Genomic DNA, 25,494 nt, shown 5'->3' with positions numbered 1-25,494 from the left:
CCTATGCCGTGTCTGCTTTATGCAAGTCCAATCGAGCGTAGTTCATACATACGGACGTTTGTATAATGAGCAGCGCCAGACTCGCTCGTGAGCTCGATAGCACGAGAGCCTTCTCCTGCATAGCTGTATGAGCTCATGGCTTGCCGTCCTCCATTGACATAGACCTCGACACAACCGCGGTCTATAAAGATACGAAGTGCAAGTTTTTCAGCGTGGAGTTCTTCGGTACTCAGTGGAGCTGCACGATATCCTCGATCTCCTGCATATGCAGCCTGACGGTCGATTACTACACGTCCTAACTGTGCATCATAGGCTATATAGAGATAAGTTCCATCTGCAGTCAGATGCACTTTTACTCCAGTTCGTTCAGCGCTCAGGTGAGCTAAGTCGAGTTTAAGCTCAAGCTCACTAGCGCTAGCATTATCGCTTAAACGATAAGTAGTATTGGTGTCAAGAGATACCTCACCCCAGTCATGTGTTGACGTGCGCAGGCTTTCGATTTCCTCTACAGGATAAGTATGCAGATCGCCATCCGCGCCAAGGGTAATTTCGCGTGGAAGAGTGAGATTACCACACCAACCATCGTCCTCCATAGGTATTGGACCAGTAAATGGGCTCATCCAACCGTACACGATTTGACGTTTACCGTCGTTGAAAGACTGCGGGGCATAGTAGTTGTGTCCCCAGTCCCACAGGCGGAAGTCAGTTTCTGGGATAAATGCTTCGCCAGGTTTCCACGAACCAATCATGTAGCCAGCATTATTGACATTGCGATTCATGAAGCCATGCGCTTTCGCACCCATTGCCGAAAATCCTATAACCCACTTTTCATTACCGTTATGGTCCCTGATAGGGAAGAAATCAGGGCACTCAAGCATGAAGACATCAGGGTCTGGATGCTCGAAAAGTACACGGTCGTAGGTCCAATGCACCATATCATTCGACGTGAAAAGCCACATTTGACCACGATTTTCCTTGGAAGAAACGCCGAATGTCATGTACCACGTTCCGTCTGTCTTCCACACCTTAGGATCGCGGAAATGATGATTAACCTCTTCAATAGGGCAATCGATAATCATGCCGCGCTTAGTGAAATGAGTAAGGCTATCGTCGTCAGGCTCAGCAAGCATTTGAACTTGCCAATCCCCGCCGGTGTTATCTTTTCCATTTGACCAGCGGTGTCCCGTATAGTAGAACTTCATAGTACCATCGTCACCTTGGACAGCAGACCCTGAGAAGACGCCATCTTTTTCCTGTTCAAGGCTCGGCGCAAAGGCAATGGGCTCTCGTTTCCATGTCACCATATCAGAAGAAGATACATGCCCCCAATGCATAGGACCCCACTGTGTACCGTACGGGTGAAGCTGGTAGAAGACATGCCAGCGACCTTTGTAGTAGCACAGGCCGTTAGGATCATTAATCCAGCCGCCGTTCGAGGCGATATGGAACTGTGGATACCATCGATTATTTCGATGCGCAGCAAGCTGCGATACGCCTAATTCTGCCTTCTTCAGCTCCTTATCATGGTCATGAATTGGGCTAAGAACTGGCTCTTGTGGGATAAAGTTACGCATTTTAACTCTCCTCGATTTAACTGATTCTTTAAATTCCTGAGCGCAAGTTTCACTGCTTAAGTTAAGCGTGTGCGTGTGCTTCTGTAGTTTGGGATGTTTGTGTTTTCATCGTAGCAAGCTGTCTATCGGTATAGAACGGATCACCGCCGACTTCTTGATTGTCTCGCTTGATGACGAAGAAACCGTAGATGAGTGCTACGAGAACGATCGCAGAAATAGTGAAGAAGGTCGGACGATCGCCAAGCTTATCATGCAGAGCGCCAAGTGGAGTGGAGAAAATAACTTGGCCGACTTGGGAAGCAATTTGGAAGCCTACCATATAAAGCGTTGCGGAAAGCTTGGTGTCGAAGTGCAAAGTGAAGTAGCGGAAAGCTGGGAGGATAAAGAGAGGAACTTCGATGGAATGGAAAAGCTTCACGATGGAAACCATTACTGGATCGTGGAACACTCCACATAAGCCAATGCGAGCAAACATAACAAATGCCCCGAGAAGGAGAGAATTACGTACGCCAATTTTTCGCATGATGATAGGTACGACGCCCATCATTGCAGATTCAAGGAATACTTGAATGCCATTTAGTGTGGAGTATGTGTTGTTGCCGATTTCCTCAGTAGGGAAGAGGCTGGTGTAGTATGTCGGGAACATCTGCTGATCAAAGACAGTATAGAATGTATTGGTTAAAAGCATAAAGACGATTAGCACCCAGAGCGTAGGCATACCGAGTACGGAAACCATCTCCTTCACAGATGGATTTGTCGGCTCAGCATTAGGATCAGTTTCTTTTTTGAGCTCAGCCTTCTGAGAGCTTGGTATCCAAAAGATGTAAATACCGAGCATGATAACGCCAAATGCTGACCCCATCCAGAAGTTAATAAGAGGATTGATATTGAAGACATGACCGGCGATAAGAGCCACGATTGCATAGCCAAAAGATCCCCATGCACGGGACTGCCCATATTCAAAGTTGAACTTACGAGAGTAGCGCTCAGTTAATGCTTCGATAAGGGAGCATCCCGCCATAAAACCGGCTGAGAGTACGACAGAACCGATGAATGCACCGATAAAACGAACTGAACCTCCTGCTTCAATCATTGGAGCGTAAATAAACTGGACGAATGGTCCGATGAGAGCTGCTACTGTGGAAATGATGATGACCAAGCGCCGCTTGATACCAAGTTGATCTTGAATTGCACCGTATACGAACATCAAAATCAACGTGGCGAGGGAATTAATAGAGTAAATCTGCCCAACTTCCGTGCCATTGAGCCCAATGGTATTGAGCCAACGCTGGAAGAAAGACCACCAGATGCCCCATGAGCAGAAGAACATGAAAATGCCTAGTGAGCTTTGCAGATAGGAGGGATTTTTCCAAACAGCAAATTTTGAATGATGGGTATAAGTCATAACTATCTCGTTTCTGTAGTGTCGCTTCTATGCGAATATTCGCAGGACAAGCATCGTCACTTACCCGTGCGGATAGTTTTATAATAGAGCGTCAAACGTTTAACGTCAATCGTTTGACGTAAGACGGCGTGTCGTGTCTGAAGAGTTAAATGAGTAGGCGAAAGAGAAAAAAGCTTTACTTATAACGCTCTACTGAACGGATTCCTTATCAATAAGTGCACAATGAATGGTAACCGTGCCGTTATTCGCGAGAGAAGGTAACGGAGAACGAGTAGAGGGTAGAGCAAACTTTGAGGTATCGCAGTCTTCTATCATAGAGATGAGTTTGCATGCGGCCCAATATCCCATTTCATAGTGAGGAAGTTCAACTGTGGTCAGTTGAGGAGAGAGCGTTTCTGCGAGTACACGGTGATTATCCACGCCGACGACGCTAATGTCACGTCCAATAGTGAGACCGGAACGGGCAGCAGATTCATAGACATACCATGCTCTCGCGTCATTAAAGCAGAAATATCCGTCAGGATTGTATGTGCACATAAGTTTTTCCACAGCGTGAAGTGCAGGACCATTATTAAAAACATTGATGATAAGGTTCTCATCGATGGGCAGCTTAGCCTCTGTCAGTGCTTTTTTATAGCCTTCAAGACGTTTTCCTTGCGCTAGCATTGGCTCGCTGCATCCGATATAGGCTATACGTGTACATCCAGCATCAATGAGTTTTTTCGTCGCGTCATAACCGATGAGAAGCTCGTTTGGTGTAATACTCGTCACGGTATTATGAGAGTCGACAGCATCAAGGAGCACTACAGGATAATTACTTAGGCGAGAAGGAACGGTGGTGAAACGATTCGACATCTTTGCGTAGAAGAAGCCATCTACTCCATAGCGTTCAAGTACAGCAATCTCAGCATCTTCTGAATTTTCTCCGTCTGTCGAGACAGTGATAAGCACATATCCGTTTTTCCGTGCAGCTTCTTGCGCTCCAAGAATCATGCCGCCGGCATATGGCGTTGTGGCTACTTCTTCGCTCAGGAATCCGAGTATGCGTGTGTGATTTGTGCGTAAACCACGAGCCATGAGATTGGGATGGTATCCTAAATCTTGTGCGACTTTGCGTACGCGTTCAGCTATGTGGGCCTTGACACGACCGGCATCGCGATTGTTGAGAACTAAGGACACTGTGGATACCGAAACTCCTGCTTTGAGTGAGATTTCTTTTAACGTCGCCATAGTATGTCCTTGATACAGATAGTGTGGATGGGTAGTTTGTCTATATGTCGTCTGTCTATCTGGATGCGGATGCGAGTGCAGAGGCGGTACTGAGCTCAATGGTCTTATAGATAGTTTCAAGTTGAGCGTCGATGACGTTGAGCTCAGGACGAGGGAAATGTTCATTTAAGACAGACAGCTCTGTGCAGCCTAAAATCACAGCATCCAAATTGTGCTTGTAGAGCATGTCGTGGAGCACTCGTATATATCGCGCTTCGTTGAGGCCGTTGTTCCCCTTAACATCATCGTAGATGAGCGAGGTAATGCGAGCTTGCAGCTGTGGCTCAGGAGCGACGAATTCATACCCTGCTCGCGTAATCTCTCGCTCATATACGCCTGCCTTCATGGAACCAACAGTCGCAAGAAGACCTACACGATGAATTGGCTCGTTATCACGCGAGAGTTTGGCAAGAGCCTCTACAGCAATGTGGGGCATATGAAGAATTGGCTTTTGCGTGGCATTTTGCAATTCATCATAAAAGTAATGCGCAGTGTTGCATGTGAGTACGATAAAATCAGTGCCTAGCGCATCTGCTTGCCTGATATCTTCAAGGAGCTCTGGGACGGGGGAAACGTCACTTTCTCCCGTGATATAGGCAGTACGATCAGGCATAGAAGCGTGGTTAAAAACGAGATAGTTAGGCCAGTCTTGATCTTTGTGTGCCTCTACTCGAGTATTAACGCCATGAATGAAACTCTCTGTAGCAGTGGTACCCATACCTCCAAGCACTGTAAAGAAATTCCGCATTAGAGCTGATCCTTTGCTGTGAAATACTGCGCGTAGCTTTTCTTATAAAGTGAATATATGCGTCGGATGAGAAGCCAGCGTAATGGGTTTTTGTCTTTGTCGTACCACAGAGTCGTTCCCCAATTTCCTACGGAAATCATGTTTTCTGCTTGTGTCTTATAGTCATTGTCTGCAACGTATGTCGAGAAGATGGAACGTGGAATTTCCATCCATACCTTTTCACCGTGAACGTAGGTGACATGGTCAGTTTCGGGGTCGAATGGTTTGTTAAAGACTAAATCTTCAGTGAGGTATTGTGCAAGATTTGCGCCATTCAAAGTGACGAAGAAACTTGAACGGCCTTGGCGAAGATTAATCTCAAAGAGTTTATACTGACCGTCACGCTCATCATACTTCATATCAAAGTTCGCAAAACCGCGATAGTGAATTGCTTCAAGGAACTTCTTGACGTGTGCAAAGACCTCGTCGTTATAGTCAGGGATAATGACGGAATAGTTTCCTTTTGCTACTGGGGATGGGTCTTCGAGAAGAGGGTGTCCCAACATCATCATACGTACATGACTATTCTGGTCTACATATGCATTGAGTACACGCATACGTGAATCATCACCAGGGATGAAGTCCTGGATGATGATTTCTGATGTATACCCTGCATCATATATCCGAGAAATGATATCCATCATGCGTTCGTGCGTTTCGATGATATACGCTTTCTCGCGTCCTTCGAAATGAATATCCAAGTATTCCACGCTGTTAGCCGGTTTGAGTGCGATAGGGAAGTCAAATGGGAGTTCGATGTTTTCCCCATTCTTGTATTGTGCGCGGGAGAGGACATAGGTCAGTGGATGAGGAATGTCATACTGAGCGCACAATTCATAGAAAGTATTTTTCGTGCTCAGTCTTTTTTCCATTTCTGCATCGACACCAGTAAACAGGTAATACTCTTTAATCTGTTCACGCGTTTCAGCGATGAGCCGCGCATACAAATCGCCACAAGGGACGAGAAGAAGTTTCTTATCAGGTGCAGTCGTCTTACTTTGCTGAGCGTAGGAGATAAGTGTACGCGCAAACGTGTCTGGCTCATCGAAATGAGGAATAGTAGTGACATGCACAATTTTTGAAAAGCGCGTTGGAGCTAACTGTTGATGCGCAAATGCGCTAACTTTTTTGCCGTATGTACTGTGAAACGCGCGAGCCATCCCATAAACATTGATGTCAGAGCCTAAAAGGATTGGTTCAAAATCAGTTGTAGTACTCACTGTGCTCACTTATAGTCCTTCATAATATTTTGTCATGTATCCCGCCCATTGTAGGCGCATGTGCGTATCTTAAGGCCACTAAAGCAGGCCAAGGATACGCTTGACGGCATGATCGTCGCCTTCATACGGTATGTGCTTATTTCTGTTTTTAATCCAACGCTCATTGCCTTTGCCGATGATGAGGATAATAGCAAGTTTATCTACTTGCTTACGCGCCTGTTCGATAGCTTTTTCAATGGCTTGCGAGCGATCCAACACGACATCGTATGTCACATTCTTGTCGGTTATTGCATCAATCATATGAGCGACGATGTCAGTGTTTGGCTCAGTATTGGTATCCTCAGTCGTAAAGACAAAGCGGGAAATACGGCTCTGTGCAGCTTCGACTATTTCCTTACGGCGATTGTACGCTTTATTTCCTGCTGAGCCTGTAATCAGTGTAATCGTCGCATTGCGTACATCATATGTGGAATAGACATAATCGAGAAGGGAAGTAGTGCTTATTCCATTATGAGCGTAGTCCACGATGACATGAATGTGAGAATCATTTCCCGCGCCATGGAAAACTTCCATACGCCCTGAGATACGAATAGTGTTCATCGCAGCTTCAGCATCATGATTGACGGGGACACCGAGCGCACGTGCGATGGCTAATGCAGCAGCAGCATTTGCATAGTTGAATTCACCAGGAATTGCAAGTTTGACAACGTTGCGGTCGACGTCAGATGGCTTGAAATAGGTAGCTGTGATACCTGCTTTGGTCACATCAGATTCGATGACATCACGATGTTGGATATCTGCGCCGATGACCATAGAGTCGCTATTAAAAATAATCTGACGTTTGCATGCGAAATAGTCGTCAAAGCTTGGATGCTCGATGGGGGAAATGTGGTCAGGGAAGATGTTGAGGAAGGCTCCTACATTAAAGTGAAGCTTGTATACACGATCTACCTTGTAGGCTTGCGAAGACACCTCAATAACTGCATGTGTAAGACCAGCATCTACCGCCTGTCGAAGCATGCGATACAAGTCGAGAGATTCTGGGGTTGTCAAGTTAGATTCAACATATGTGACACCGTCAATACAGTTATCCACAGAGGAAATCAAAGCAACCTTGTTAGTGAAATACTGATTTAATACTGCGTGCACGAAGTACGTTGTAGTACTTTTCCCTTTTGTCCCCGTAATTCCTACGGTGACAAGGTCATTTTGAGGATAATCATAGAATGCTTGTGCAATGAGCGCTAGAGCTTTGCGAGTATCAGAAACGATAATAGCCTGAGCGGTACCAGCATAGTGTGGGTCGAACTTACGGTCAGCTACGTACCAGAGCAAGCCTCGCGAAGAAGCATCACTCATATATGTATCTTTAAAGTTTCCTTTACAAACTAGCAGCGACGAAGTAGTCACCTCAGAACTTGCGTAGGTGACATTGTCAAAAGTGACATCCTCGTAGTGGGAAGGCATGGAAATGAGAAGATTATCATCCTCGAGAACGCTGAGGACTTCACGTACAGTAATCTGAGCCATTACAACCAACTTCCTCTTATAGGCATGCGACCTTGATTTTCCAGCCACCCGTTAAAATTCTTCTTCCACGCATTGTAGCTGGTGCGCTGATACGACATCAAATCTTTGAGTTGGAGTTGACCGACTTCGTCAAAAAGTCGACTCATAGGTTCGATGAGATCTACCGCTGCTATGGTGTCTGCTGTAGCATCATGGAATGAGCCGTGAGGTTGTACGCCATAGTATTCAGTAGTGTCAATGAGCTTGTGTTTTCCTTTACGCTTGCTTACCTCGCGGTCTATGATAAGCGGATCAATGACTAAGAGTTCTTTCGTTGCACCACTAAGAAAAGTCTCATCATCGGTATCGTTAATTGTAGTAGTGAGATCTGCCATACCGATGCGTTTCAAATCTCCGTTGAGCATAGCAATGTCAAATGGAGCGTTATACGCAAGAAGAGGAATATTTTTAAGTTGAGCAGTGACGATAGCGTGAGAAATCTCTTTGATAGCAGCCCTTTGCTCACGTCCATGTGCTTGAAGATATTCGTCGGTAAAGCCATTGACCTTCGAAGCATAGGGGTCCATAGGAATTCCAGGATTAATTTCCCAGTATCCTATGACATCGCCGTCAAAACCAGTAGATGGATTGCGCAGCACGAGGCAGGCGGAAACTATAGCGTCAGAACCGTAGCGTGTACCAGTAGTTTCCGTGTCAAAGCCGAGAATATATGTACTACGCAAAGGAGTATCTAAAGGTTGTGTGTCAATTGCGTTAATTGCATCCAGCAAAGAAGTCATGCGTACCATTATCGTGCCACAATAAGACGTATGACATTGAAGACCAAACGAGAACAGTTTGAATCACAGGCTATGCCCATAGTTGATCAGCTGTATCGTTTCGCTATGAAACTGACGAATAGCCCTGAAGATGCACAAGACCTCGTTCAAGACACGTTTGAGCGCGGTTTTAAGAATTTTGACTCTTTCGAGCAGGGGACAAATTTTGCTGCGTGGATGACGACGATTGAACGCAACCTCTACTTTAATCAGTATCAAAAAGCGAAGCGGCGTCCGCAGCGTGCCAACAATTCCACTGGTGAGTACGATGATTGGGATATTTACTCTGCGTCAGAGCATTCATCAGAAGGACTTAAATCTGCAGAGCAGACTTTTATGGATGCTTTTCCTCCGGAAGAAATTATCGCAGCGCTCAACAAACTCTCTCCAGAACGTCGAGAAGTCTTTATATCCGCGGCGATTGATGGGAAGAGCTACCAGCAAGTAGCAGACGAGCAAGGTGTAAAAATTGGTACAGTTATGAGTCGCCTTAATCGCGCTCGCACACAGCTCAAGGCGGAGCTAGAGAATTATGCAAAAGAACGAGGCTTTTCGCTCACTGAGAAGAATCGTAATAAAAATTAATACCGGCAGTTATAAAGAATAGATATGTGAGGTCAGGGGAAAATATGAGTACTTATGTGCGTTCACACCGTGTAGTGACGGTGAGCCGCGATTTTAGTTGTGGAAATTCAGTTATGGTAAACCGATACACTCGTGTGGATTTAAATAATGTTTATAGCGCGGCAGTTGCAGATATCACTATCTCAACTGTCGGTGCAGAGGAATGTTTTGATCCTAACACGTGTTGTGATCAGATGGAGCGGGATATGATTGCTGCCATCAAAAATTGTTTGAGACCTGATTGCGCGCCGGCATCGTTATATGACCGACTACATGAGTGTATCGACTGCATGTGTGACTAGAATTGATAGTGTATATGACAGCGTGATAGCGTAATAGTAACAGCACAGATAAAGCAGATAATATGATAAAGAGGACATCTTTACAGGTGTCCTCTTTAATATAATATTCGCTACTGAAATGAATCAGTGAGGCTTATGCATTTGGCCTCTTGCCGTGATTTGCGCCCTTCTTACGGCGTTCACGACGCATGCGTCCACGCTTACCCATGGTAAACTCCTTTTCTAGAAAAGTACCTGTACAGTATCTCATACACTGACGACGGCTACGGCACTAATGAGCCATACGCGCGCTGTATGTGAGAGTAGTGGAGCTTGTCTCGCCTGGCTTGATAACTATGAGATCTTTACCGCTACGGAATGCATTTGCGTATGCAGTTTGTGGTTCGACCGCTACACCTTGTGGCTTCTTTTCTGCATCCCAACCATATCCATTGCATACTTGGAACGACGTAATAGTTTTGTCACCGCTGAGACTTATTTCTACGCCATCGGGGCGAAGGAATGTGGCAGTAACGGTGCCCTGCGCATTATACTCGACATCAGTCCACGCATCATCGAACTCTTGCATGCCAAGTTCGTTTCCATGACGTAAGTCAAAACGTGTGCCTTCTACGTCTTCAAGACCGGCTGGAAGAAGTCGCTCACTTGCGATGACGTGAGTTTTTGCTGGAATAGTGAGACGACAAGCCGCATTGTCTGCCTCAATCTCCTCAGTAGTGGTGTGATGCTCGCCGTTAGCGAGCCAAGGATGCTGAGCAAGTGCCCATGGAGCATTCTTCTTATCGTTGTTGCATGCGCTTACGGTAACGCTTAATCCCGCTTCGGCATCAACCGTGTATGTTGTTTCTACATATAAATCAAATGGGTAAGAAGCCAAGTTTGGAGTACGCCAGCTCAACGTGATACTACTGTCAGTGAGGGAAACAAGTTTCCAAGGATAGCGGTAGCCGAGGCCGTGGATTGAATTATTACGTTCGTGCTCGTCGATAGGGAAAAGATATTTATTTCCTTCAAACTCATACTCTCCATCTTCAATCCGGTTAGGGTACGGAATGAGGAGCTGACCGCGGCATGCAGAAACTGGGTCATCTGGGTCAAATGGGACAATAAGTTCCTTACCGTTCCAGTCCAAACGTTCCAATCCGGCACCTTGTTCGGTGATAACGGCGCTGTAGTCACCAGCATGAATTGTGTATTCGTTTCCTACCCAATGTGGCAGTGTGCGAGTCATGTTTACCTTCTTTGGTTTTCTTTTTTATAGTGGGTGCGATCCTTGAGCCGCAATAGGAGCAATTTTAGCACCAAGCAGTTCCTGAAGTTCCAGTGGACTGACACCTACGCTCAATCCGCGACGACCACCAGAGATGAGGACCTCCTCGAAATTGAGCATGCTTTCATCGAGAACTGTGACATGCTTCATTTTTTGGCCGAGAGGAGAGATGCCTCCAACCACGTAACCAGTCTGTTTTTGTGCAACGTCAGGGTCAGCCATTTGTGCTTTCTTTACTCCAACAGTTGCAGCTAATTGTTTAAGATTGAGATGGCAAGTCACGGGTACTACTGCTGTCACTAAATCGTGTCCAGGGCGTTCTCCGATATCCACTAAGAGCGTTTTGTACATGGAATTTGGGTCTTTATCTATCTGAGCAGCACCTTCGAGGCCGAATCCCTCAGTCTCATGCAGAGTATCATGCTTATACGTGTATATGGTAAAACTAATGCCTGCCTCTTCCAATTGCATAAGAGCTGGAGTACCTACGCCGACAGAATTTTCAGTTGTTTTCCTTTTCTTATGTCCCATATGCTCAAAGAATACACTCATTTACCGAACTGCAGCTTTGCATTGAGCGGATATCTCTGGCAAAGTTAGAGTACGAAGTTAGGATACTGTCGGCTTTCATAAAAAGGATATAGAAAAGCCCCATCCATACGGATGAGGCCTAAAAACTCTAACTATTTGTCAGTTACGAAAACTACTCAGAAATTTCTGCGAAGTATTCGAGAGTACGAATCATGTTAGAAGTGAAACCATACTCGTTATCGTAGAATGCTACGGTCTGTACGAGCTGCTTGTCGCCAGCAGTGTTTACTACGGTCTGAGTTGGGTCGAAGACACCACCGTGGGTGTCGCCGATGATATCGGAAGAAACGATACCATCCTCGTTGTAGCCGTAGTAATCAGTGTTAGAGAAAGCTTCCTTGAAGGCTGCGTTAATTTCCTCAGCGGTTACCTTCTCGCGAAGCTGAGTAGTGAGCTCAGTGATGGATCCATCTGGAACCTGAACACGCTGAGCATGACCCTGAAGCTTGCCATCTACAGAAGGAACTACCTTACCGATAGCCTTTGCAGCACCAGTGCTATGAGGAATGGTGTTTACAGCTGCAGAACGATTAGAACGACCGTTCTTGCCACGAGGACCATCAAGAATCATCTGAGTACCGGTGTATGCGTGGATAGTGGTCATGAAACCAACTTCAATGCCCCACTTCTCGTCGAGGAGCTTAACCATTGCAGCCATGGAATTTGTAGTGCAGGAACCTGCAGATACGATGTTGTCTGTTGGCTTGAGAATCTCATGATTTACACCATAGACGACGGTAGGAGTTACGTCATCCTTTGCTGGAGCGGAGATGAGGACCTTCTTTGCGCCAGCATCGATGTGAGCCTGGGACTTTTCAGCAGAGGTGTAGAAACCAGTGCATTCAAGAACGAACTCAACGCCATCGTTTGCAACCCACTTGAGATCACGTGCATCGCGCTCTGCATATACTGGGTATTCCTTACCATCCACGACGAGAGCAGTATCCGTAGCAGAAATCTCGTATGCTGTGCCATCATCATGCTTGAATGGACCCTGAGAAGAGTCGTACTTGAGCAAATATGCAAGCATAGATGGGGTGGTCAAATCGTTGATTGCTGCAACTTCAATGTCACTAGCTTCGTTGCCGCGATTCTGGAGCTCGAGAATACGACGGAAAGCAAGACGACCGATACGGCCAAAACCGTTAATACCAATCTTTACTGTCATGTAATTACTTCCTTGAGTTTATGTTGCGGCAGTTTAACCACAACAGGCTTATTGCCAACGCCTTTAAGTTTAATGCGCAGCATGTACGAAGTAGCGGGAAATTAAGCAGCGTGCCGTCCGCGGCGTGGAGAGTTTTGTTTCAGTTCTGAGAGGTGAGATGACGGGGACGTGGTAAGAGCGCCGAAATCCTTTGAAGGCTTAATTTCACTGAGGATATGGGGTGTAGGAGCTTCACTTGGATAGACGATGATGAGGCTTCCTCCCTCTACGGCTATAGTGGCAGGCGTATCAGGAAGGAATTCATTGCTGACGCCGATAGGGGAGATATTCGTCATACGTACATCATCGATGCAATACTTCAAACCCTGGATACTGACGTGTTCGCTTATTGAGGAATGGGACAGAATCGAGATATAGCGCCCTGCTGCCACATAGCCAGCTGGGAAGGTCATAACTGCATCCGTGATGACCGTGGTAATAGTATGATCACCGTGGAGGAAAGCAATACCCCCATGCGATGCGATACGAGCGGCAACGTGGATATTTGCAAGTGAATGATCAATGCGTCCGCCTAAAATTCCAAAGAATTCAAATTCGCGAATACCAAGATTCCACGCATAGCGCACTGCAGCAAGGACGTCTGTATCATCTTTTTCACGAGAAAGCTTGATAACTGTAGTAGTTGTAGCTTGAGGGATATCCTCGAGGACAGAATCCATGTCACCAATGAAAGCGTGTGGCGTAATGCCCAAAGAAATAACGTGATCATAACCGCCATCTGCCGCGATAACTAAAGCATCGGCGGGTACAAAGGGCATCTCATCGTAGTAACTTCCGGCACCAAAGATGATGGCACGTTTAGCGCCGGGCAACTGCATGGGCGTATCAGAGAGGTGCGGCAAAGAAGAATCGTTGCTGTTCATATAACTCATATACTACCATTTCTACTATTTGGTAGCGTTGTGCTGCGTCATAGTCATTTGTGCTATGCGCTGTGCCATGACACTATATCCGTACGCGCTTGGATGGAAATTATCAGAAGCATAGAAACCAGCATTATTTGTTCCTACATCTTCATGAGTCATATTGATATATTGCACTTCCATTGACGTGCACAGATGAGTACTAGCTTCCGTTATCTTTTCGGACCTGTAGAAGAGTATACGTCTTAGATGTGGTCCCAATGAGGGGCTTTTATAGAGTTGACCGGGAGATAATACGATGACTTTTTGAGAAAGTGGAAGTGCCATATCAAGAACTTCTTTCAAGTCTTCCGTAAATTCTATTACGGAACGCTGAGCCATCAAGTCGTTTGACCCGGCACAAATGTAAAGAATATCAAAAGAATCGAACGGACGTTTTTCTAGCGCATCGTGTACGTCTGTCATGAGACGAAAACGTACACGTCGCATCGTCGCGCCGAGCTTTCCAAAGGTCTGCCAGCGCACGTCACGCTCCATGTAACTACTGAGTTCGCGCGCGATATCTGGTACTAAGCCATCTTCTTGACGCGATACACCACAGCCGACGGACATAGAGTCGCCGACCATTGCGATATTCAAAGGTGGAAAGAGAGAATCTACGCCTTCAGGAGAAACAAATGATGCAACTCCTGAACGTGATCCACAAGGTTCTTGCGCGAGATGTATGTGATTTTTTGCCCACATAGCCTCGATGTATGCGAGAGCACGAGTCGTATTACCGTAATCCTTCTTTGCCATAATTTTATTTTTGAAGAAATTCTCGACAAAATGAAACTATGTCTATATAGAGTTCATTTGCATTCGTTGAATGCGTAAATATGGACACATACCTATTACAATAATCACATAAATGTAACGTATGCATATATATCCTCTAAACATATGCATCATAGAAAGGAAGGCACCATGGCTAGTTCAAAGAGTGTTCATGTGGGTGAAGATATAGTAAATCCACTGGTAGAACTCAGTCACGTGGAAAAGCATTACGGCGACCTTCACGTCCTGAAAAATATTAATCTTAAAGTCGGCAAGGGGCAGGTCATGGTGGTTCTGGGGCCATCCGGCTCCGGTAAATCCACTATGTGTCGCACTATCAATCGGTTGGAGACCATTGATTCTGGCGTGATCCGTATCGACGGTGAGCCTTTGCCAGAGGAGGGCAAGGACTTAGCAAACTTGCGTGCTGAAGTTGGGATGGTTTTCCAGCAGTTTAACCTCTTTGCAAACAAAACAATTTTGCAAAATGTGACGTTAGCACCTATGAAAGTTCGACATATGTCTAAGCAAGAAGCTGAAGATGAGGCTATGGAGCTCCTCGCGCGCGTGGGTGTAGACTCCCAAGCATCTAAGATGCCCGCCCAACTTTCAGGTGGTCAGCAGCAGCGTGTAGCTATAGCGCGTGCGCTTGCGATGCATCCTAAAGTAATGCTCTTTGATGAGCCAACGTCAGCTCTTGATCCTGAAATGGTGAATGAGGTCCTTGATACCATGAGCGAGCTTGCTCATGAAGGTATGACGATGATTTGTGTCACTCATGAGATGGGTTTTGCTCGTCAAGTCGCTGACTCCATCGTATTTATGGCTGATGGCAAGATTCTTGAATCCGGTACGCCTGAAGAGTTCTTTGAAAATCCTCAAACTGATCGTGCTAAAGACTTTTTGTCCAAGATACTCAAGCACTAAGTGTAGGCAGGAGGGGACTATGAAGAAAATACTGACGAAGCTGATGGCTCTCGCTGTCGTCGCTGTAAGCGTGATTACGCTTGGAGCATGCGGCGCAAGTCAAAAAAGTGGAAGTTCGCATACCATCTCAATTGGGATTAAGTATGATCAGCCGGGCGTTGGATTCAAAAAAGGTGGCACCTACACGGGCTTTGATGTGACAGTTGCTCGGTACATCGCTCATTACTTGGGCTATAAAGATTACGAAATTATCTGGAAAGAAGCGCCTTCAAAACAACGCGAAGCTATGTTGCAAAATAGGGACGTCGATATGATTTTAGCATCGTATTCCATCACCGACGACCGTAAGAAGACAGTAAGCTTTGCCGGGCCATACTTGGTGGCTGGACAAGACCTATTGGTACGTTCAGATAATACGACTATCAAAGGTCCGCAAGACCTCAATGGTAAAAGGTTATGCTCGGTAACCGGTTCCACGTCTGCGACGGTGATTAAGGAGCGATACTCCAATAAAGTCCAGCTCATGGAACAGCCAAGCTATGCTGAGTGTGCTACGGCATTATTTTCTGGCATCGTGGATGCAGTAACGACAGATGACATTATTTTGGCTGGTCTTGCATCAAATTCGAGAGGACGTTTGAAGCTTGTGGGACGCCCATTTACGCAGGAATATTATGGCGTAGGAATTCATAAGGGTGATAAAGCTCTTGCGAAGAAAATCAATGCCGCCATTAATGACATGATAAAAACTGGCGCATGGAATCAAGCCATTAAGGACAATACATCAGGCACAGGTTTCACTCCTAATACGAAGTACAACCCTCCAACAGCAAAGGAAGGTGAGTAAAAGATGAATGAGTTTTGGGGACTCTTTAAAGAGTACGACGTGCTAGGCGCGTTTTTGGTAAATATTCAGCTTACCTTTTGGGCAGCCGTTATCGCTACTCTTCTCGGCATAATTTTGATTATGATACGCATTAGCCCTATATCCTCTCTGAGAGGATTCGCTGCCGCATACTGTGAGTTTTTCAAGAATATGCCACTAACGATCATTATGGTATTTATGGTGCTTGGTGCATTTGGTCAGCTCAAAATTAGCTTTTCTGACACGTTTAGTATCAACTTCTTCTGGCTCGCAATAGTCGGATTAGGGATTTACACGGCAGCTTTTGTCTGTGAATCACTGCGAAGTGGTATCAATACTGTGCCGATAGGTCAAGCTGAAGCATCTCGTGCTCTGGGACTTAACTTTATGCAGTCTGCTACGCAGATTATTTTGCCTCAGGCAATCCGCGGCGCTGTGGCTCCATTAGGAAATACTTTAATCGCGCTCTTAAAGAATTCCACCGTCGCAGCAGCAGCGTCTGTAGCAACTGAGACATCGAGCTTAATGAGCACAATGATTGAGTTCCACTCAAATCAGATTATTGGAATCTTCTTAATTTTCGCCATTGGATATACCATCCTCATTATTCCGATTGGTTTGATTACCACATATCTGTCTAATAGATTGGCGGTGCGTCGATGAATAATCAAGACACATCTACAAAGCTTCTTTTTGACGAACCTGGGCCACGAGGCAAGCGCAATATTCGTATCATGAATTGGATCGCCGGGTTGCTTATTGCAGCTCTCATTGTTGCGATACTCATGCGTTTGCATAATCCTCCTCATGGGGAGAACCAGCTCTCATGGCAGCTATGGAAACCAGCACTTGATTTAGAAGCATGGACGGATTTCTATCTTCCAGGTCTTGGGCTTACTCTAGGGGCAGCCATAGCGGGAATTGTCGGCTCGCTGATTTTTGGTCTTATTTTCGGCATTTTACGCCTCGTGCCTAATTGGGCAATTCGTTGGGTTGCTGGCATAATTGTCGAATTCTGCCGTGCGGTTCCGGTCCTCATTATGATGGTCTTTTTCTGGCGTTGGTTTGCAGCTGCTGGTATTCAGCGTTCGTCATATTATGCTGTGGTCTTGGCACTTATACTGTACAACGGTTCGGTTATCGCGGAGCTTGTACGTTCTGGCGTAGGAAATCTTCCAGGTGGTCAGCGTGAGGCATCTCTGGCATTGGGCTTGACTCGCACTCAATCACTTATTCAGATTGAGGTACCTCAGGCTATCTTTGCGATGATGCCTGCAACGGTCACGCAGCTCGTTGTCGCGTTGAAGGATACTGCGTTGGGATCCATTATCTTGTATACAGACTTACTGCAGGAGTCTCGTCGTCTAGGCTCGATGTACTTTAATATCTTGCAGACCCTGTTTGTAGCTGGTTTTGTCTACTTCATTATTTGTTGGATTGTTTCGCGTATCGCAGAGAAGATGCCGGAGTGGATGGCAAATCGCACAGCAGGACCAGTTGAAGAGGAAGTTGTCCCTCCAATTGCTGCGATGGATGCTACAAACCGTAATCAGATTAAGGCTGCAAAGACTCCTCGTCCGTTCGGCGGTGCAGAACCTATGTACCCTGATCATTATCATGGTTCGAATGCGCATAATGAGCATTGGGAGCACAACCATTACCTTCATGGGCATGATGAGAAGCATCCTGATGGCAAGGTAGAGATGGCAGAGTGGGAACAGTTTACCAACCATCTATCTGAGGATTTCCATCTTCGTACGCATCGTTTCTCATACGAGTATGATGATGAGAATGGCTCGAAAGATTCAGAGGATACTGAAAATAGCGAAAAGTAGCGAGAAGGAAAACGAAGATAGATGATAAAAGGCGGGATATAATCCTGCCTTTTGTCATAGCGTATGGTAGTATGAGAAAGGCTTGAGAAATCAAGAAAGTGGAATTTCCCACCTGGAAGTTTTTTATGACTTCGGGTTCAGACTTTGGTCGCCATAGGTAAGTGCCTATAAGTGTATAGAATTGCATGATTTTATGCCGCATTTGCATATGTTTGACAGAGGTCTCTGGGATGTACCCACACATAGTTTTACGATTGGAGACATCATTAGCGAGCCACGTATTAACGATGAAATTCGTACGCCACAGCTGCGCCTGATTGGCCCGAAGGGTGAACAGGTGGGCGTTGTCGCGACTTCTGTAGCTTTGAATCTTGCTCGAGAAGCAAATTTGGATTTAGTAGAGGTTGCACCGAACGCAAAGCCGCCGGTGGCAAAGCTCATCGACTATGGTAAGTACAAGTACAACGAAAAGATTAAGGCACGTGAAGCGCGTCGTAACCAAAGCACCGCTGAGGTTAAAGAGATTCGTTTCCGTCTTAAGATTGACGACCATGATTTTGAGGTCAAGAAGGGTCACGTCGAGCGGTTCCTTAATGGTGGCGACAAAGTAAAAGTCACTATTATGCTTCGCGGTCGTGAGCAGTCTCGTCCTGTGGGCGGTGTGGAGCTTCTCCAGCGACTTGCTGATGAAGTGCAGGAGAGTGGTTCCATCGAATCACGCCCAAAGCAGGATGGCCGAAATATCATCATGGTGCTCGCGCCTAAAGGCAAGAAAGTTCAGACTCAGTCTGAGCAGCGCCGTCGTGGTGCAGAGTCTCGTGCAGAGCGTCAAGCACGTCAAGCCGCTCGCCTGAATGCTAAGCGTGAGGCTGAAGCAGCGGCAGCTGCTCAGGCTCAGAGCAAAGTAGCAGGCGCAACTGCGAAAAAGACTTCTTCCCAGAAGACGACAAGCAAGGAGGGCAGCAATGCCTAAGATGAAAAGTAACTCCGCTGCATCTAAGCGAATCCGTGTAACCGGTTCCGGCAAGCTCATGCAGGCTGGTTCCGCAATGCGCCACAACTTGGAGCACAAGAGTGCGCGTAAGCGTCGTGCTTTGAAAGCAGACCAGGTACTCGCTCCAGCACAGAGCAAGAAGCTTAAGAATATGCTCGCTAAGTAAGCGTGCGCTGGATAATAGGATTTTTTAGAAAGCAGAGGAAATACTTATGGCACGTGTAAAGCGCGCAGTTAATGCTCATAAGAAGCGTCGTGTTGTTCTCGAACGCGCTAGCGGTTATCGCGGAACTCGTTCCCGTCTGTATCGTCGCGCTAAGGAACAGCTCCTTCACTCCTTTAACTACAATTTCCGCGACCGTAAGGCGCGTAAGGGTGATTTCCGCAAGTTGTGGATTACCCGTATCAACGTAGCAGTACGCGCTGAGGGTATTACTTATAATCGTTTCATTCAAGGTCTTCGCCTTGCAGGTATCGAACTCGATCGCCGTGCATTGGCTGAGCTTGCTGTAAGCGATCCTGATACTTTCAAGGCAATTGTAGAGCAGGCAAAGGCAGCACTTCCAGCTGACGTTAATGCTCCAGTTGAGGCTTAAGTTTTAAGCTTTACTTGGCTTAACCTGTATAAAACGAAAACCTCCTTACTCTCTTAGGATATAAACTCTTTGAGAAGTGGGGAGGTTTTCGCGTAGTATGACAGAATATGACTGATATGAGTTTTGAACAGCAGATAGAACAGTTTATTGTTCATATTTCTGTAGAAAAAGGGCTTTCACGCGCTACTGTTTGCGCATATGAGTCAGATTTACGCAAATATACCTCATGGCTTATCGATTGCAGCGTGAAGGATGCGGCTCATATTCATAAGAGCGACGTTGAAAATTTTGTTGCCACTCTTTCCCACGAAAGCGCGAGAACCGTCGCACGTAGACTTGCATCCATTCATGAATTTCACAAATTTCTCGTATCGCATGGAGATGTAGAAGAGGATGTGTCGGATGGCATTAAGCCCCCTCGGTCTGGTACTCGACTCCCTGACGCACTGACAGTAGAAGAAGTAACTGCACTTATCGAAGCGACACAGGCAGAGAAAACTGACGATCTAGTTCGAGTTCGCGATAGAGCGCTCCTTGAATTTATGTATGCCTCTGCAGCTCGTGTTTCTGAGGCAGTTGGAGCCAATATTGCTGATATAGATTTGGATGCACAAGTAGCACGACTTATTGGTAAAGGTGACAAACAGCGTTTGGTTCCTTTAGGCTCGTATGCATGCGCTGCATTAGACCGATATATCAATGGGGGAGCTTGGCAGTTTCTTGCGTCAAAATCAAAGTCAGGGATGGAAATGCGAGCAATTTTCCTCAATAAGAGAGGTAAAAGATTATCTCGTCAAAGTGTATGGGAAATAGTGCAAACGTATGCAAAAAGTGCGGGTATAGAGAAAGATATTCATCCCCATACGCTTCGTCACTCGTGCGCGACACATCTCATTCAAGGTGGAGCGGATGTGCGAACCGTTCAGGAGTTCTTAGGGCATGCGTCGGTGACGACGACGCAAATCTATACGCATGTCTCGCCACAGGCACTTATAGAAGCGTATATTCTTTCGCATCCACGTGCTCGCTAATAGTTCCCACTTTGAGGATATCTATCGGTAAATACTCTGAGAGAGAGTTTCTGTTTTGAGAGTCAATGACTAGCATTTAGTTATTTGTAAAGAAATGCCGTAAGAGAACGATTGCAGTATTTTATGCCGCGATGATTCCGTTAAGAGGGGGGCAGAAAGCCTTATTATTCAATGATTATTTGTGGATAATCATAAATTATTGTCACTAAGATAAACTTTTTAGTAATTATTTAATGCTATCGTTTGCAAAAATACAAAGAATGTTTCATAATAGATATCAGCCAAGTTTTGGCAAGCCAGTCATGGTGGTTGGTCTGATATGCGTAGAGGTATATCGAAAGGGAGGATTCGATGATGAATCGTGTAGTTAAGTCAGCGATTGCTGTGTCAGCAGTAGTAGCTATGTCTTTTGGTGCTTTTGCTGCGTGTGGAAGCTCCTCAGCTAGCGACAATGGGAAGGGAAAAGTTTACTACTTAAACTTCAAGCCAGAAGCTGCAGACCAGTGGGTTGCTTTAGCAAAGGAATATACTAAGGAAACTGGCGTACAGGTCAAGGTACAGACAGCAGCTTCAAATACTTATGAGCAGACGCTCAAGTCTGAAATTGCTAAGACTGAAGCACCTACATTATTCCAAGTCAATGGTCCAGTAGGCTATAACAACTGGAAGAAATATACTGCGGATCTTTCTAAGACTGAGGTATATAAGCAATTGTCCGACCAGAAGGTTGCTTTGAAAGATGGCGATAAGGTAGTAGGTGTTCCTTATGCGATGGAAACTTATGGCCTTATTTATAACAAGGATCTTCTCAACAAGTATTTCGCACTTTCTGACGCAGCCGTCAAAGACATCAAAGAAATCAATAGCTTTAGCAAGTTGAAGGAAGTCGCAGACGGTATTCAGAAGCATAAGTCGGAACTTGGAGTAGAGGGTGCATTTACCTCAGCAGGTTTTGACTCTAGCTCTGACTGGCGATTCAAGACGCACCTAGCAAATCTTCCTTTGTATTATGAATTTAAGGATGATAACGTTACTACTCAGCCTGCAAAGATTAAGGGCAGCTATCTTCCACAGTACAAGCAGATTTTTGACTTGTATCTCAAGGACTCCACAACTGCTCCTACACAGTTGAGCTCCAAGACTGGTGACGATGCAAACTCTGAATTTGCTTTAGGCAAGGCAGTCTTCTATCAGAATGGTACTTGGGCATGGTCTGATTTGAGTAAGGCAGGCATGAAGGCAGATAGCCTCGGTATGCTCCCAATCTATATCGGTGCAAAGGGTGAAGAGAAGCAGGGCTTGGCTACTGGTTCTGAAAACTACTGGTGCATCAACTCTCATGCATCTGCAAAGGATCAGAAGGCTACTGAAGACTTCTTGAAATGGGTTGTAACTTCTGATAAGGGTAAAGACACTCTCTCTAAGAAGATGGGATTCACTACGCCATTTAAGTCTTTCGCAGACATCAAGTCCGATAATCCATTGACTGAAGCAGCAATTGCAGATTCGAAGTCTGGTACTACTGCAGTGACGTGGAACTTCACCATGATGCCATCGGAAACTTGGAAGAATAACCTTGGTCAGGCATTGCTCGAGTATGCTCAGGGTACAGGTAAGTGGTCTGCTGTAAAGGCTGCATTCGTTGACGGGTGGGCATCTGAATATTCGGCAACACACTAGAATCTTCTACACTAGATAAGTTATTGGCAGGTTCAAGACTTAGCTGAAAAGGTAAGAACAAAAATAAGGTAGGTTCCGCAAGGAACCTACCTTATTTTTGTAATACTCTGTAAACTTTTGGATGCTTTCGACGCTAGCAGGCATAAAAATTAGGTGTAAAAACTTATGAGAGAGGATGAGTAGTAGAACTGCGCACAACCAACTCTGCAGGCTCGACAACAAATGGCTCCGTGAGTTCTTCGCCATTAATGAGCTGGAGAGTCATTCGTGCAGCCTTTTGAGCCATGGCAACAGGATCTTGATGAATTGTCGTCAAGCCAAGATCGCTAGAAAATGCTGCATCATCATAACCGATGAGAGATATGTTCTCTGGGACGCTTAAACCGTTGCGCTGTAGTTGGAATTGCAATGGGATGGCGATACCATCCTCTTGACAGGCAACAGCTGTAGGGAAGTTTTCCAAGCTCAAAAGACGTGAAGCTACTTCGCCTATACGATAAATACCGTCTTCATCAATATTACATGGAATTTGGGTAATATGTGCGCCATACTCGTGACAGTACTCGATGAATGAGTTGATGCGTTCTTGGACCGAGAAATGAAGTGACACTTCACGATGTGTGCTGATGTATGCGATATCTTTATGCCCAAGCTGGATTAAGTGACGAGCGGCGAGTTGTGAGCCTTTGTCGTCGTTTATGTTGACAGCGGCAGTAAAGCCACGCTCGCGCGGGTAGTCTGAATTTATGCCGATTATAGGGATACCAATAGAGCCTAAACGCTTAACTTCATTAGCATCAATGCCAAATGATGTCACGATGACAGCATCAGCATTTCTGCGCAACGGTAATTCTGTAAAGAATTTTTTGCGTTCTTCGGCACTGGAAATCTGGAAAATAGAAATGTCGTAGCCGCTATCATGAAAGACGTCATTAAGGCCTTCAATTACAGATGAAATAAACCATAGATTCAGCTTTCCACTCATGAGGAGTGCAATGCGTAGCGATTTTCCGGTTTTTAATGCTGTGGCTGAGCGTGATAGTGAAAATCCTTGCTCTACCGCTATATCCATGATGCGTTTGCGTGTTTTCTCTGAGACAAGTTCAGGGTGTGTAAAAGCACGCGAAACGGTGGAAATGGAGACATTTGCAGCAGTGGCTACAGTTTGAATCGTACTTTCCATTGAGTCAACCCCTTTGTTCATTTTCTTATTCTATAATAACGGAAAAATACAAACGTTTTCATAAATTATGCGAAAAAATTATAAGAACGGTACATAATGCATAAAAGACTGAAAATAAGCGGAATTATGGGACATAAAAAATTAAAACAGCAAGATTCTACTCATGAGTTTGTGAATATGAGCCATAATTCATGAATATAAAATGCGAACGTTTGACGTTTTCTGCAAAAGAGGATTACACTGGAGTTATCCGGCGGAGGCATTGAGACTTCGTGGAAAACGTAGATATAATGCCTAATTTAACATGCACGGGGTAGTGCGTGGGGAGGAGATAGGCCATGGTAGATATGGCTGGAAAAGCTATACGAAAGTGGTGGGCGCTATTTGCTTTGCCGACTTTCGCTGCATTCATGATAGGCTTTGTAGTGCCTTTTGTCATGGGTGTGTATTTGAGTTTCTGCGAATTTACAACAGTGACCGATGGAGAATTTGTCGGTTTGAAAAATTATGCTCGTGCATTCCAGGATAAGGAGTTCTTGCACGCGCTTGGTTTTTCGACTGCTTTTACCATTGTTACGACAATTATCATCAACGTCGTTGCATTCTTTATCGCGTATATGTTGACTCGTGCGATTAAAGGATCATCGTTATATCGTTCCGCACTGTTCATGCCAAATCTCATTGGCGGTATCATCCTCGGCTACATTTGGTTGCTTTTGCTCAATGGCATTTTGGCACATTTCCAGCGCGCTCTGACCTACTCGGCTACCTATGGCTTCTGGGGATTGGTTATTTTGGTGTCATGGCAGCAAATTGGCTATATGATGATTATCTATATTGCGGGTCTTCAAGCGCTTCCATCCGATGTTCTCGAAGCTGCTGCAGTTGATGGCGCAAGTGGCACACAAACGATGTTCCGTGTGATTATCCCATTGATGATGCCATCTATCACAGTGTGCTCATTCTTGACGGTGACGAATGGTTTCAAACTTTACGATCAGAACTTGGCTTTGACTAATGGCGCTCCAAGCAACATGTCTGAAGGTCTTGCCATGAACATTACACGCACATTCTACGGTCGAATGGGATGGGAAGGTGTCGGTCAGGCAAAGGCAGTGCTCTTCTTCATCTTGGTAGCTGTCATCGCGCTAATTCAGAATAAGCTCACCACGAGCAAGGAGGTTCAGGCATAATGAATGAGAATAAGACTGTAAAACATAGCGGTTTGTGGGCTGTATTCTTTAGCATTCTGAGCCTGCTGTGGATTTTCCCTATCGTTTTGGTAGTGATAAATAGTTTTAAGAGCAAGGCATATATTTCCAATAATGCGTTTTCTCTTCCGACGGGGAAGGCGTTCGTAGGTTGGGACAATTATGTCCGTGGTGTTGAGACGACTAACTTCTTTGCATCATTTGGATGGACAGCGTTTATTACCATTGGCGCAGTGCTCCTCATCCTTGTGTGCACCTCCATGTGCGCATGGTGGATTGTTCGCGTCAATAATTGGGCTGCAAAGACCCTCTATACTCTCTTCCTCTTCAACATGATTGTTCCATTCCAGATGGTCATGTTTACCCTCTCCAAGCTTGCAGATATGTTCGGTCTTAACACTCCATGGGGCTTGTGGATTGTCTATCTCGGCTTTGGTGCTGGTCTTGCAGTATTCATCTTTACTGGAGTAATTAAGGGGATCCCAAAGTCGCTAGAAGAGTCAGCGATGCTTGATGGTGCATCAGTGCCACGGACCTTCTTCCAAATCGTAGTGCCAATTATGAAACCATCTATTATTTCCGTCGCAATTTTGGAGGCAATGTGGATTTGGAATGACTACCTTCTGCCGTACTTAACGTTGGATTTGGGCAAGTACAAGACCATTTCTGTTGCCGTACAGTATCTCAAAGGTGGGTACGGATCCGTGGATATGGGCGCTATGATGGCTTGCCTTGTCTTAGCGATTATCCCAATTATTGTCTTCTACCTCGTATGCCAGAAGTACATCGTTTCTGGTGTAATGGCAGGCGCAGTTAAGGGATAGGTTCCCAAGGTGGGATTTCTCTGAACATTGAGAAAACATTAAGAAAGCGAA

At 45.6% G+C, this 25,494-nt stretch carries 26 protein-coding genes; 12 read left to right on the top strand and 14 right to left on the bottom strand.

Going from position 1 to position 25,494, the window contains the following annotated elements:
- Window positions 1–17 precede the first annotated feature (17 nt).
- From ACFQY8_RS05175 to ACFQY8_RS05145, 7 genes are all read right to left on the bottom strand, one after another.
- Window positions 18–1,574 carry a glycoside hydrolase family 32 protein gene (locus ACFQY8_RS05175; RefSeq protein ID WP_377938827.1) on the bottom strand — a complete coding sequence of 519 codons (1,557 nt, stop codon included), beginning with the start codon at window positions 1,572–1,574 and terminating at the stop codon, window positions 18–20.
- Window positions 1,575–1,635: 61 nt separating this feature from the next.
- The gene (locus ACFQY8_RS05170; protein ID WP_377938826.1) at window positions 1,636–2,979 is read right to left on the bottom strand and encodes an MFS transporter; all 1,344 of its coding nucleotides are present in this window, start codon (window positions 2,977–2,979) and stop codon (window positions 1,636–1,638) included.
- A gap of 189 nt (window positions 2,980–3,168) precedes the next feature.
- Window positions 3,169–4,209, bottom strand: a complete 1,041-nt coding sequence (locus ACFQY8_RS05165) for a LacI family DNA-binding transcriptional regulator (protein WP_377938825.1) — start codon at window positions 4,207–4,209, stop codon at window positions 3,169–3,171.
- A gap of 55 nt (window positions 4,210–4,264) precedes the next feature.
- Window positions 4,265–4,996 carry an amino acid racemase gene (locus tag ACFQY8_RS05160; protein ID WP_377938824.1) on the bottom strand — a complete coding sequence of 244 codons (732 nt, stop codon included), beginning with the start codon at window positions 4,994–4,996 and terminating at the stop codon, window positions 4,265–4,267.
- Window positions 4,996–6,195 carry a carboxylate--amine ligase gene (locus tag ACFQY8_RS05155; protein ID WP_377939201.1) on the bottom strand — a complete coding sequence of 400 codons (1,200 nt, stop codon included), beginning with the start codon at window positions 6,193–6,195 and terminating at the stop codon, window positions 4,996–4,998. The genes ACFQY8_RS05160 and ACFQY8_RS05155 overlap by 1 nt, the downstream gene beginning before the upstream one ends.
- Window positions 6,196–6,333: 138 nt before the next feature.
- A complete protein-coding gene (locus tag ACFQY8_RS05150; RefSeq protein ID WP_377938823.1) occupies window positions 6,334–7,785 on the bottom strand; it encodes a Mur ligase family protein in 1,452 nt (483 codons plus the stop codon).
- Window positions 7,785–8,564: an exonuclease domain-containing protein gene (locus tag ACFQY8_RS05145; protein WP_377938822.1), complete on the bottom strand. Its 780-nt coding sequence runs from the start codon at window positions 8,562–8,564 to the stop codon at window positions 7,785–7,787. Before ACFQY8_RS05145 ends, ACFQY8_RS05150 begins: the two co-directional genes overlap by 1 nt.
- Window positions 8,565–8,594: 30 nt before the next feature.
- On the opposite strand from ACFQY8_RS05145, the gene ACFQY8_RS05140 reads away from it, so the two are divergent.
- Entirely contained in the window at window positions 8,595–9,188 is a 594-nt protein-coding gene (locus tag ACFQY8_RS05140; protein ID WP_377938821.1) for a sigma-70 family RNA polymerase sigma factor, read from the top strand.
- 474 nt (window positions 9,189–9,662) lie between these two features.
- Here the strand turns inward: ACFQY8_RS05140 and ACFQY8_RS05135 are convergent, their stop codons facing one another.
- The 6 genes from ACFQY8_RS05135 to ACFQY8_RS05110 form a co-directional block, all read right to left on the bottom strand.
- A complete protein-coding gene (locus ACFQY8_RS05135) occupies window positions 9,663–9,737 on the bottom strand; it encodes a 50S ribosomal protein bL37 (RefSeq protein WP_371866622.1) in 75 nt (24 codons plus the stop codon).
- 63 nt (window positions 9,738–9,800) lie between these two features.
- Entirely contained in the window at window positions 9,801–10,760 is a 960-nt protein-coding gene (locus ACFQY8_RS05130; protein ID WP_377938820.1) for an aldose 1-epimerase family protein, read from the bottom strand.
- A 24-nt stretch (window positions 10,761–10,784) separates the two neighbouring features.
- Window positions 10,785–11,330, bottom strand: coding sequence for an aminoacyl-tRNA deacylase (locus ACFQY8_RS05125; RefSeq protein WP_377938819.1), 546 nt, complete (start codon window positions 11,328–11,330; stop codon window positions 10,785–10,787).
- Between the two features lie 172 nt (window positions 11,331–11,502).
- Complete coding sequence (gene gap, locus ACFQY8_RS05120) at window positions 11,503–12,558, bottom strand: type I glyceraldehyde-3-phosphate dehydrogenase (RefSeq protein ID WP_377938818.1); 1,056 nt, start codon at window positions 12,556–12,558, stop codon at window positions 11,503–11,505.
- Window positions 12,559–12,659: 101 nt separating this feature from the next.
- Window positions 12,660–13,490: a thiamine diphosphokinase gene (locus ACFQY8_RS05115; RefSeq protein ID WP_377938817.1), complete on the bottom strand. Its 831-nt coding sequence runs from the start codon at window positions 13,488–13,490 to the stop codon at window positions 12,660–12,662.
- 15 nt (window positions 13,491–13,505) lie between these two features.
- The gene (locus ACFQY8_RS05110; protein ID WP_377938816.1) at window positions 13,506–14,279 is read right to left on the bottom strand and encodes an SGNH/GDSL hydrolase family protein; all 774 of its coding nucleotides are present in this window, start codon (window positions 14,277–14,279) and stop codon (window positions 13,506–13,508) included.
- Window positions 14,280–14,447: 168 nt separating this feature from the next.
- On the opposite strand from ACFQY8_RS05110, the gene ACFQY8_RS05105 reads away from it, so the two are divergent.
- The 9 genes from ACFQY8_RS05105 (at window position 14,448) to ACFQY8_RS05065 (ending at window position 22,225) form a co-directional block, all read left to right on the top strand.
- Window positions 14,448–15,224 carry an amino acid ABC transporter ATP-binding protein gene (locus ACFQY8_RS05105; protein WP_377938815.1) on the top strand — a complete coding sequence of 259 codons (777 nt, stop codon included), beginning with the start codon at window positions 14,448–14,450 and terminating at the stop codon, window positions 15,222–15,224.
- A gap of 19 nt (window positions 15,225–15,243) precedes the next feature.
- Window positions 15,244–16,071 (top strand): glutamate ABC transporter substrate-binding protein, encoded by an 828-nt coding sequence (locus ACFQY8_RS05100; RefSeq protein WP_377938814.1) that lies wholly within the window; start codon window positions 15,244–15,246, stop codon window positions 16,069–16,071.
- A gap of 3 nt (window positions 16,072–16,074) precedes the next feature.
- Entirely contained in the window at window positions 16,075–16,752 is a 678-nt protein-coding gene (locus ACFQY8_RS05095; RefSeq protein WP_377938813.1) for an amino acid ABC transporter permease, read from the top strand.
- Window positions 16,749–17,924 carry an amino acid ABC transporter permease gene (locus ACFQY8_RS05090; protein WP_377938812.1) on the top strand — a complete coding sequence of 392 codons (1,176 nt, stop codon included), beginning with the start codon at window positions 16,749–16,751 and terminating at the stop codon, window positions 17,922–17,924. The genes ACFQY8_RS05095 and ACFQY8_RS05090 overlap by 4 nt, the downstream gene beginning before the upstream one ends.
- Before the next feature lie 193 nt (window positions 17,925–18,117).
- The gene (infC, locus tag ACFQY8_RS05085; RefSeq protein ID WP_377938811.1) at window positions 18,118–18,897 is read left to right on the top strand and encodes a translation initiation factor IF-3; all 780 of its coding nucleotides are present in this window, start codon (window positions 18,118–18,120) and stop codon (window positions 18,895–18,897) included.
- Window positions 18,890–19,084, top strand: a complete 195-nt coding sequence (gene rpmI / locus ACFQY8_RS05080) for a 50S ribosomal protein L35 (protein ID WP_018143830.1) — start codon at window positions 18,890–18,892, stop codon at window positions 19,082–19,084. Before infC ends, rpmI begins: the two co-directional genes overlap by 8 nt.
- A 46-nt stretch (window positions 19,085–19,130) precedes the next feature.
- Window positions 19,131–19,514, top strand: a complete 384-nt coding sequence (gene rplT, locus ACFQY8_RS05075; protein WP_377938810.1) for a 50S ribosomal protein L20 — start codon at window positions 19,131–19,133, stop codon at window positions 19,512–19,514.
- A 107-nt stretch (window positions 19,515–19,621) separates the two neighbouring features.
- Window positions 19,622–20,545 carry a site-specific tyrosine recombinase XerD gene (xerD, locus tag ACFQY8_RS05070; protein ID WP_377938809.1) on the top strand — a complete coding sequence of 308 codons (924 nt, stop codon included), beginning with the start codon at window positions 19,622–19,624 and terminating at the stop codon, window positions 20,543–20,545.
- A 351-nt stretch (window positions 20,546–20,896) separates the two neighbouring features.
- Window positions 20,897–22,225 carry an ABC transporter substrate-binding protein gene (locus ACFQY8_RS05065; protein WP_377938808.1) on the top strand — a complete coding sequence of 443 codons (1,329 nt, stop codon included), beginning with the start codon at window positions 20,897–20,899 and terminating at the stop codon, window positions 22,223–22,225.
- A gap of 163 nt (window positions 22,226–22,388) precedes the next feature.
- Here the strand turns inward: ACFQY8_RS05065 and ACFQY8_RS05060 are convergent, their stop codons facing one another.
- Complete coding sequence (locus ACFQY8_RS05060) at window positions 22,389–23,408, bottom strand: LacI family DNA-binding transcriptional regulator (RefSeq protein WP_377938807.1); 1,020 nt, start codon at window positions 23,406–23,408, stop codon at window positions 22,389–22,391.
- A 338-nt stretch (window positions 23,409–23,746) separates the two neighbouring features.
- Here ACFQY8_RS05060 and ACFQY8_RS05055 point away from each other — a divergent pair, with 338 nt between their 5' ends.
- Window positions 23,747–24,601 carry a carbohydrate ABC transporter permease gene (locus tag ACFQY8_RS05055; RefSeq protein WP_377938806.1) on the top strand — a complete coding sequence of 285 codons (855 nt, stop codon included), beginning with the start codon at window positions 23,747–23,749 and terminating at the stop codon, window positions 24,599–24,601.
- Entirely contained in the window at window positions 24,601–25,443 is an 843-nt protein-coding gene (locus ACFQY8_RS05050; protein ID WP_377938805.1) for a carbohydrate ABC transporter permease, read from the top strand. The genes ACFQY8_RS05055 and ACFQY8_RS05050 overlap by 1 nt, the downstream gene beginning before the upstream one ends.
- The last annotated feature ends 51 nt before the right edge of the window (window positions 25,444–25,494 follow it).

The sequence above is a fragment of the Alloscardovia venturai genome, from assembly GCF_042676605.1.
Lineage (GTDB): Bacteria > Actinomycetota > Actinomycetes > Actinomycetales > Bifidobacteriaceae > Alloscardovia > Alloscardovia venturai.
This window is presented reverse-complemented; position numbering and strand designations above follow the sequence as displayed.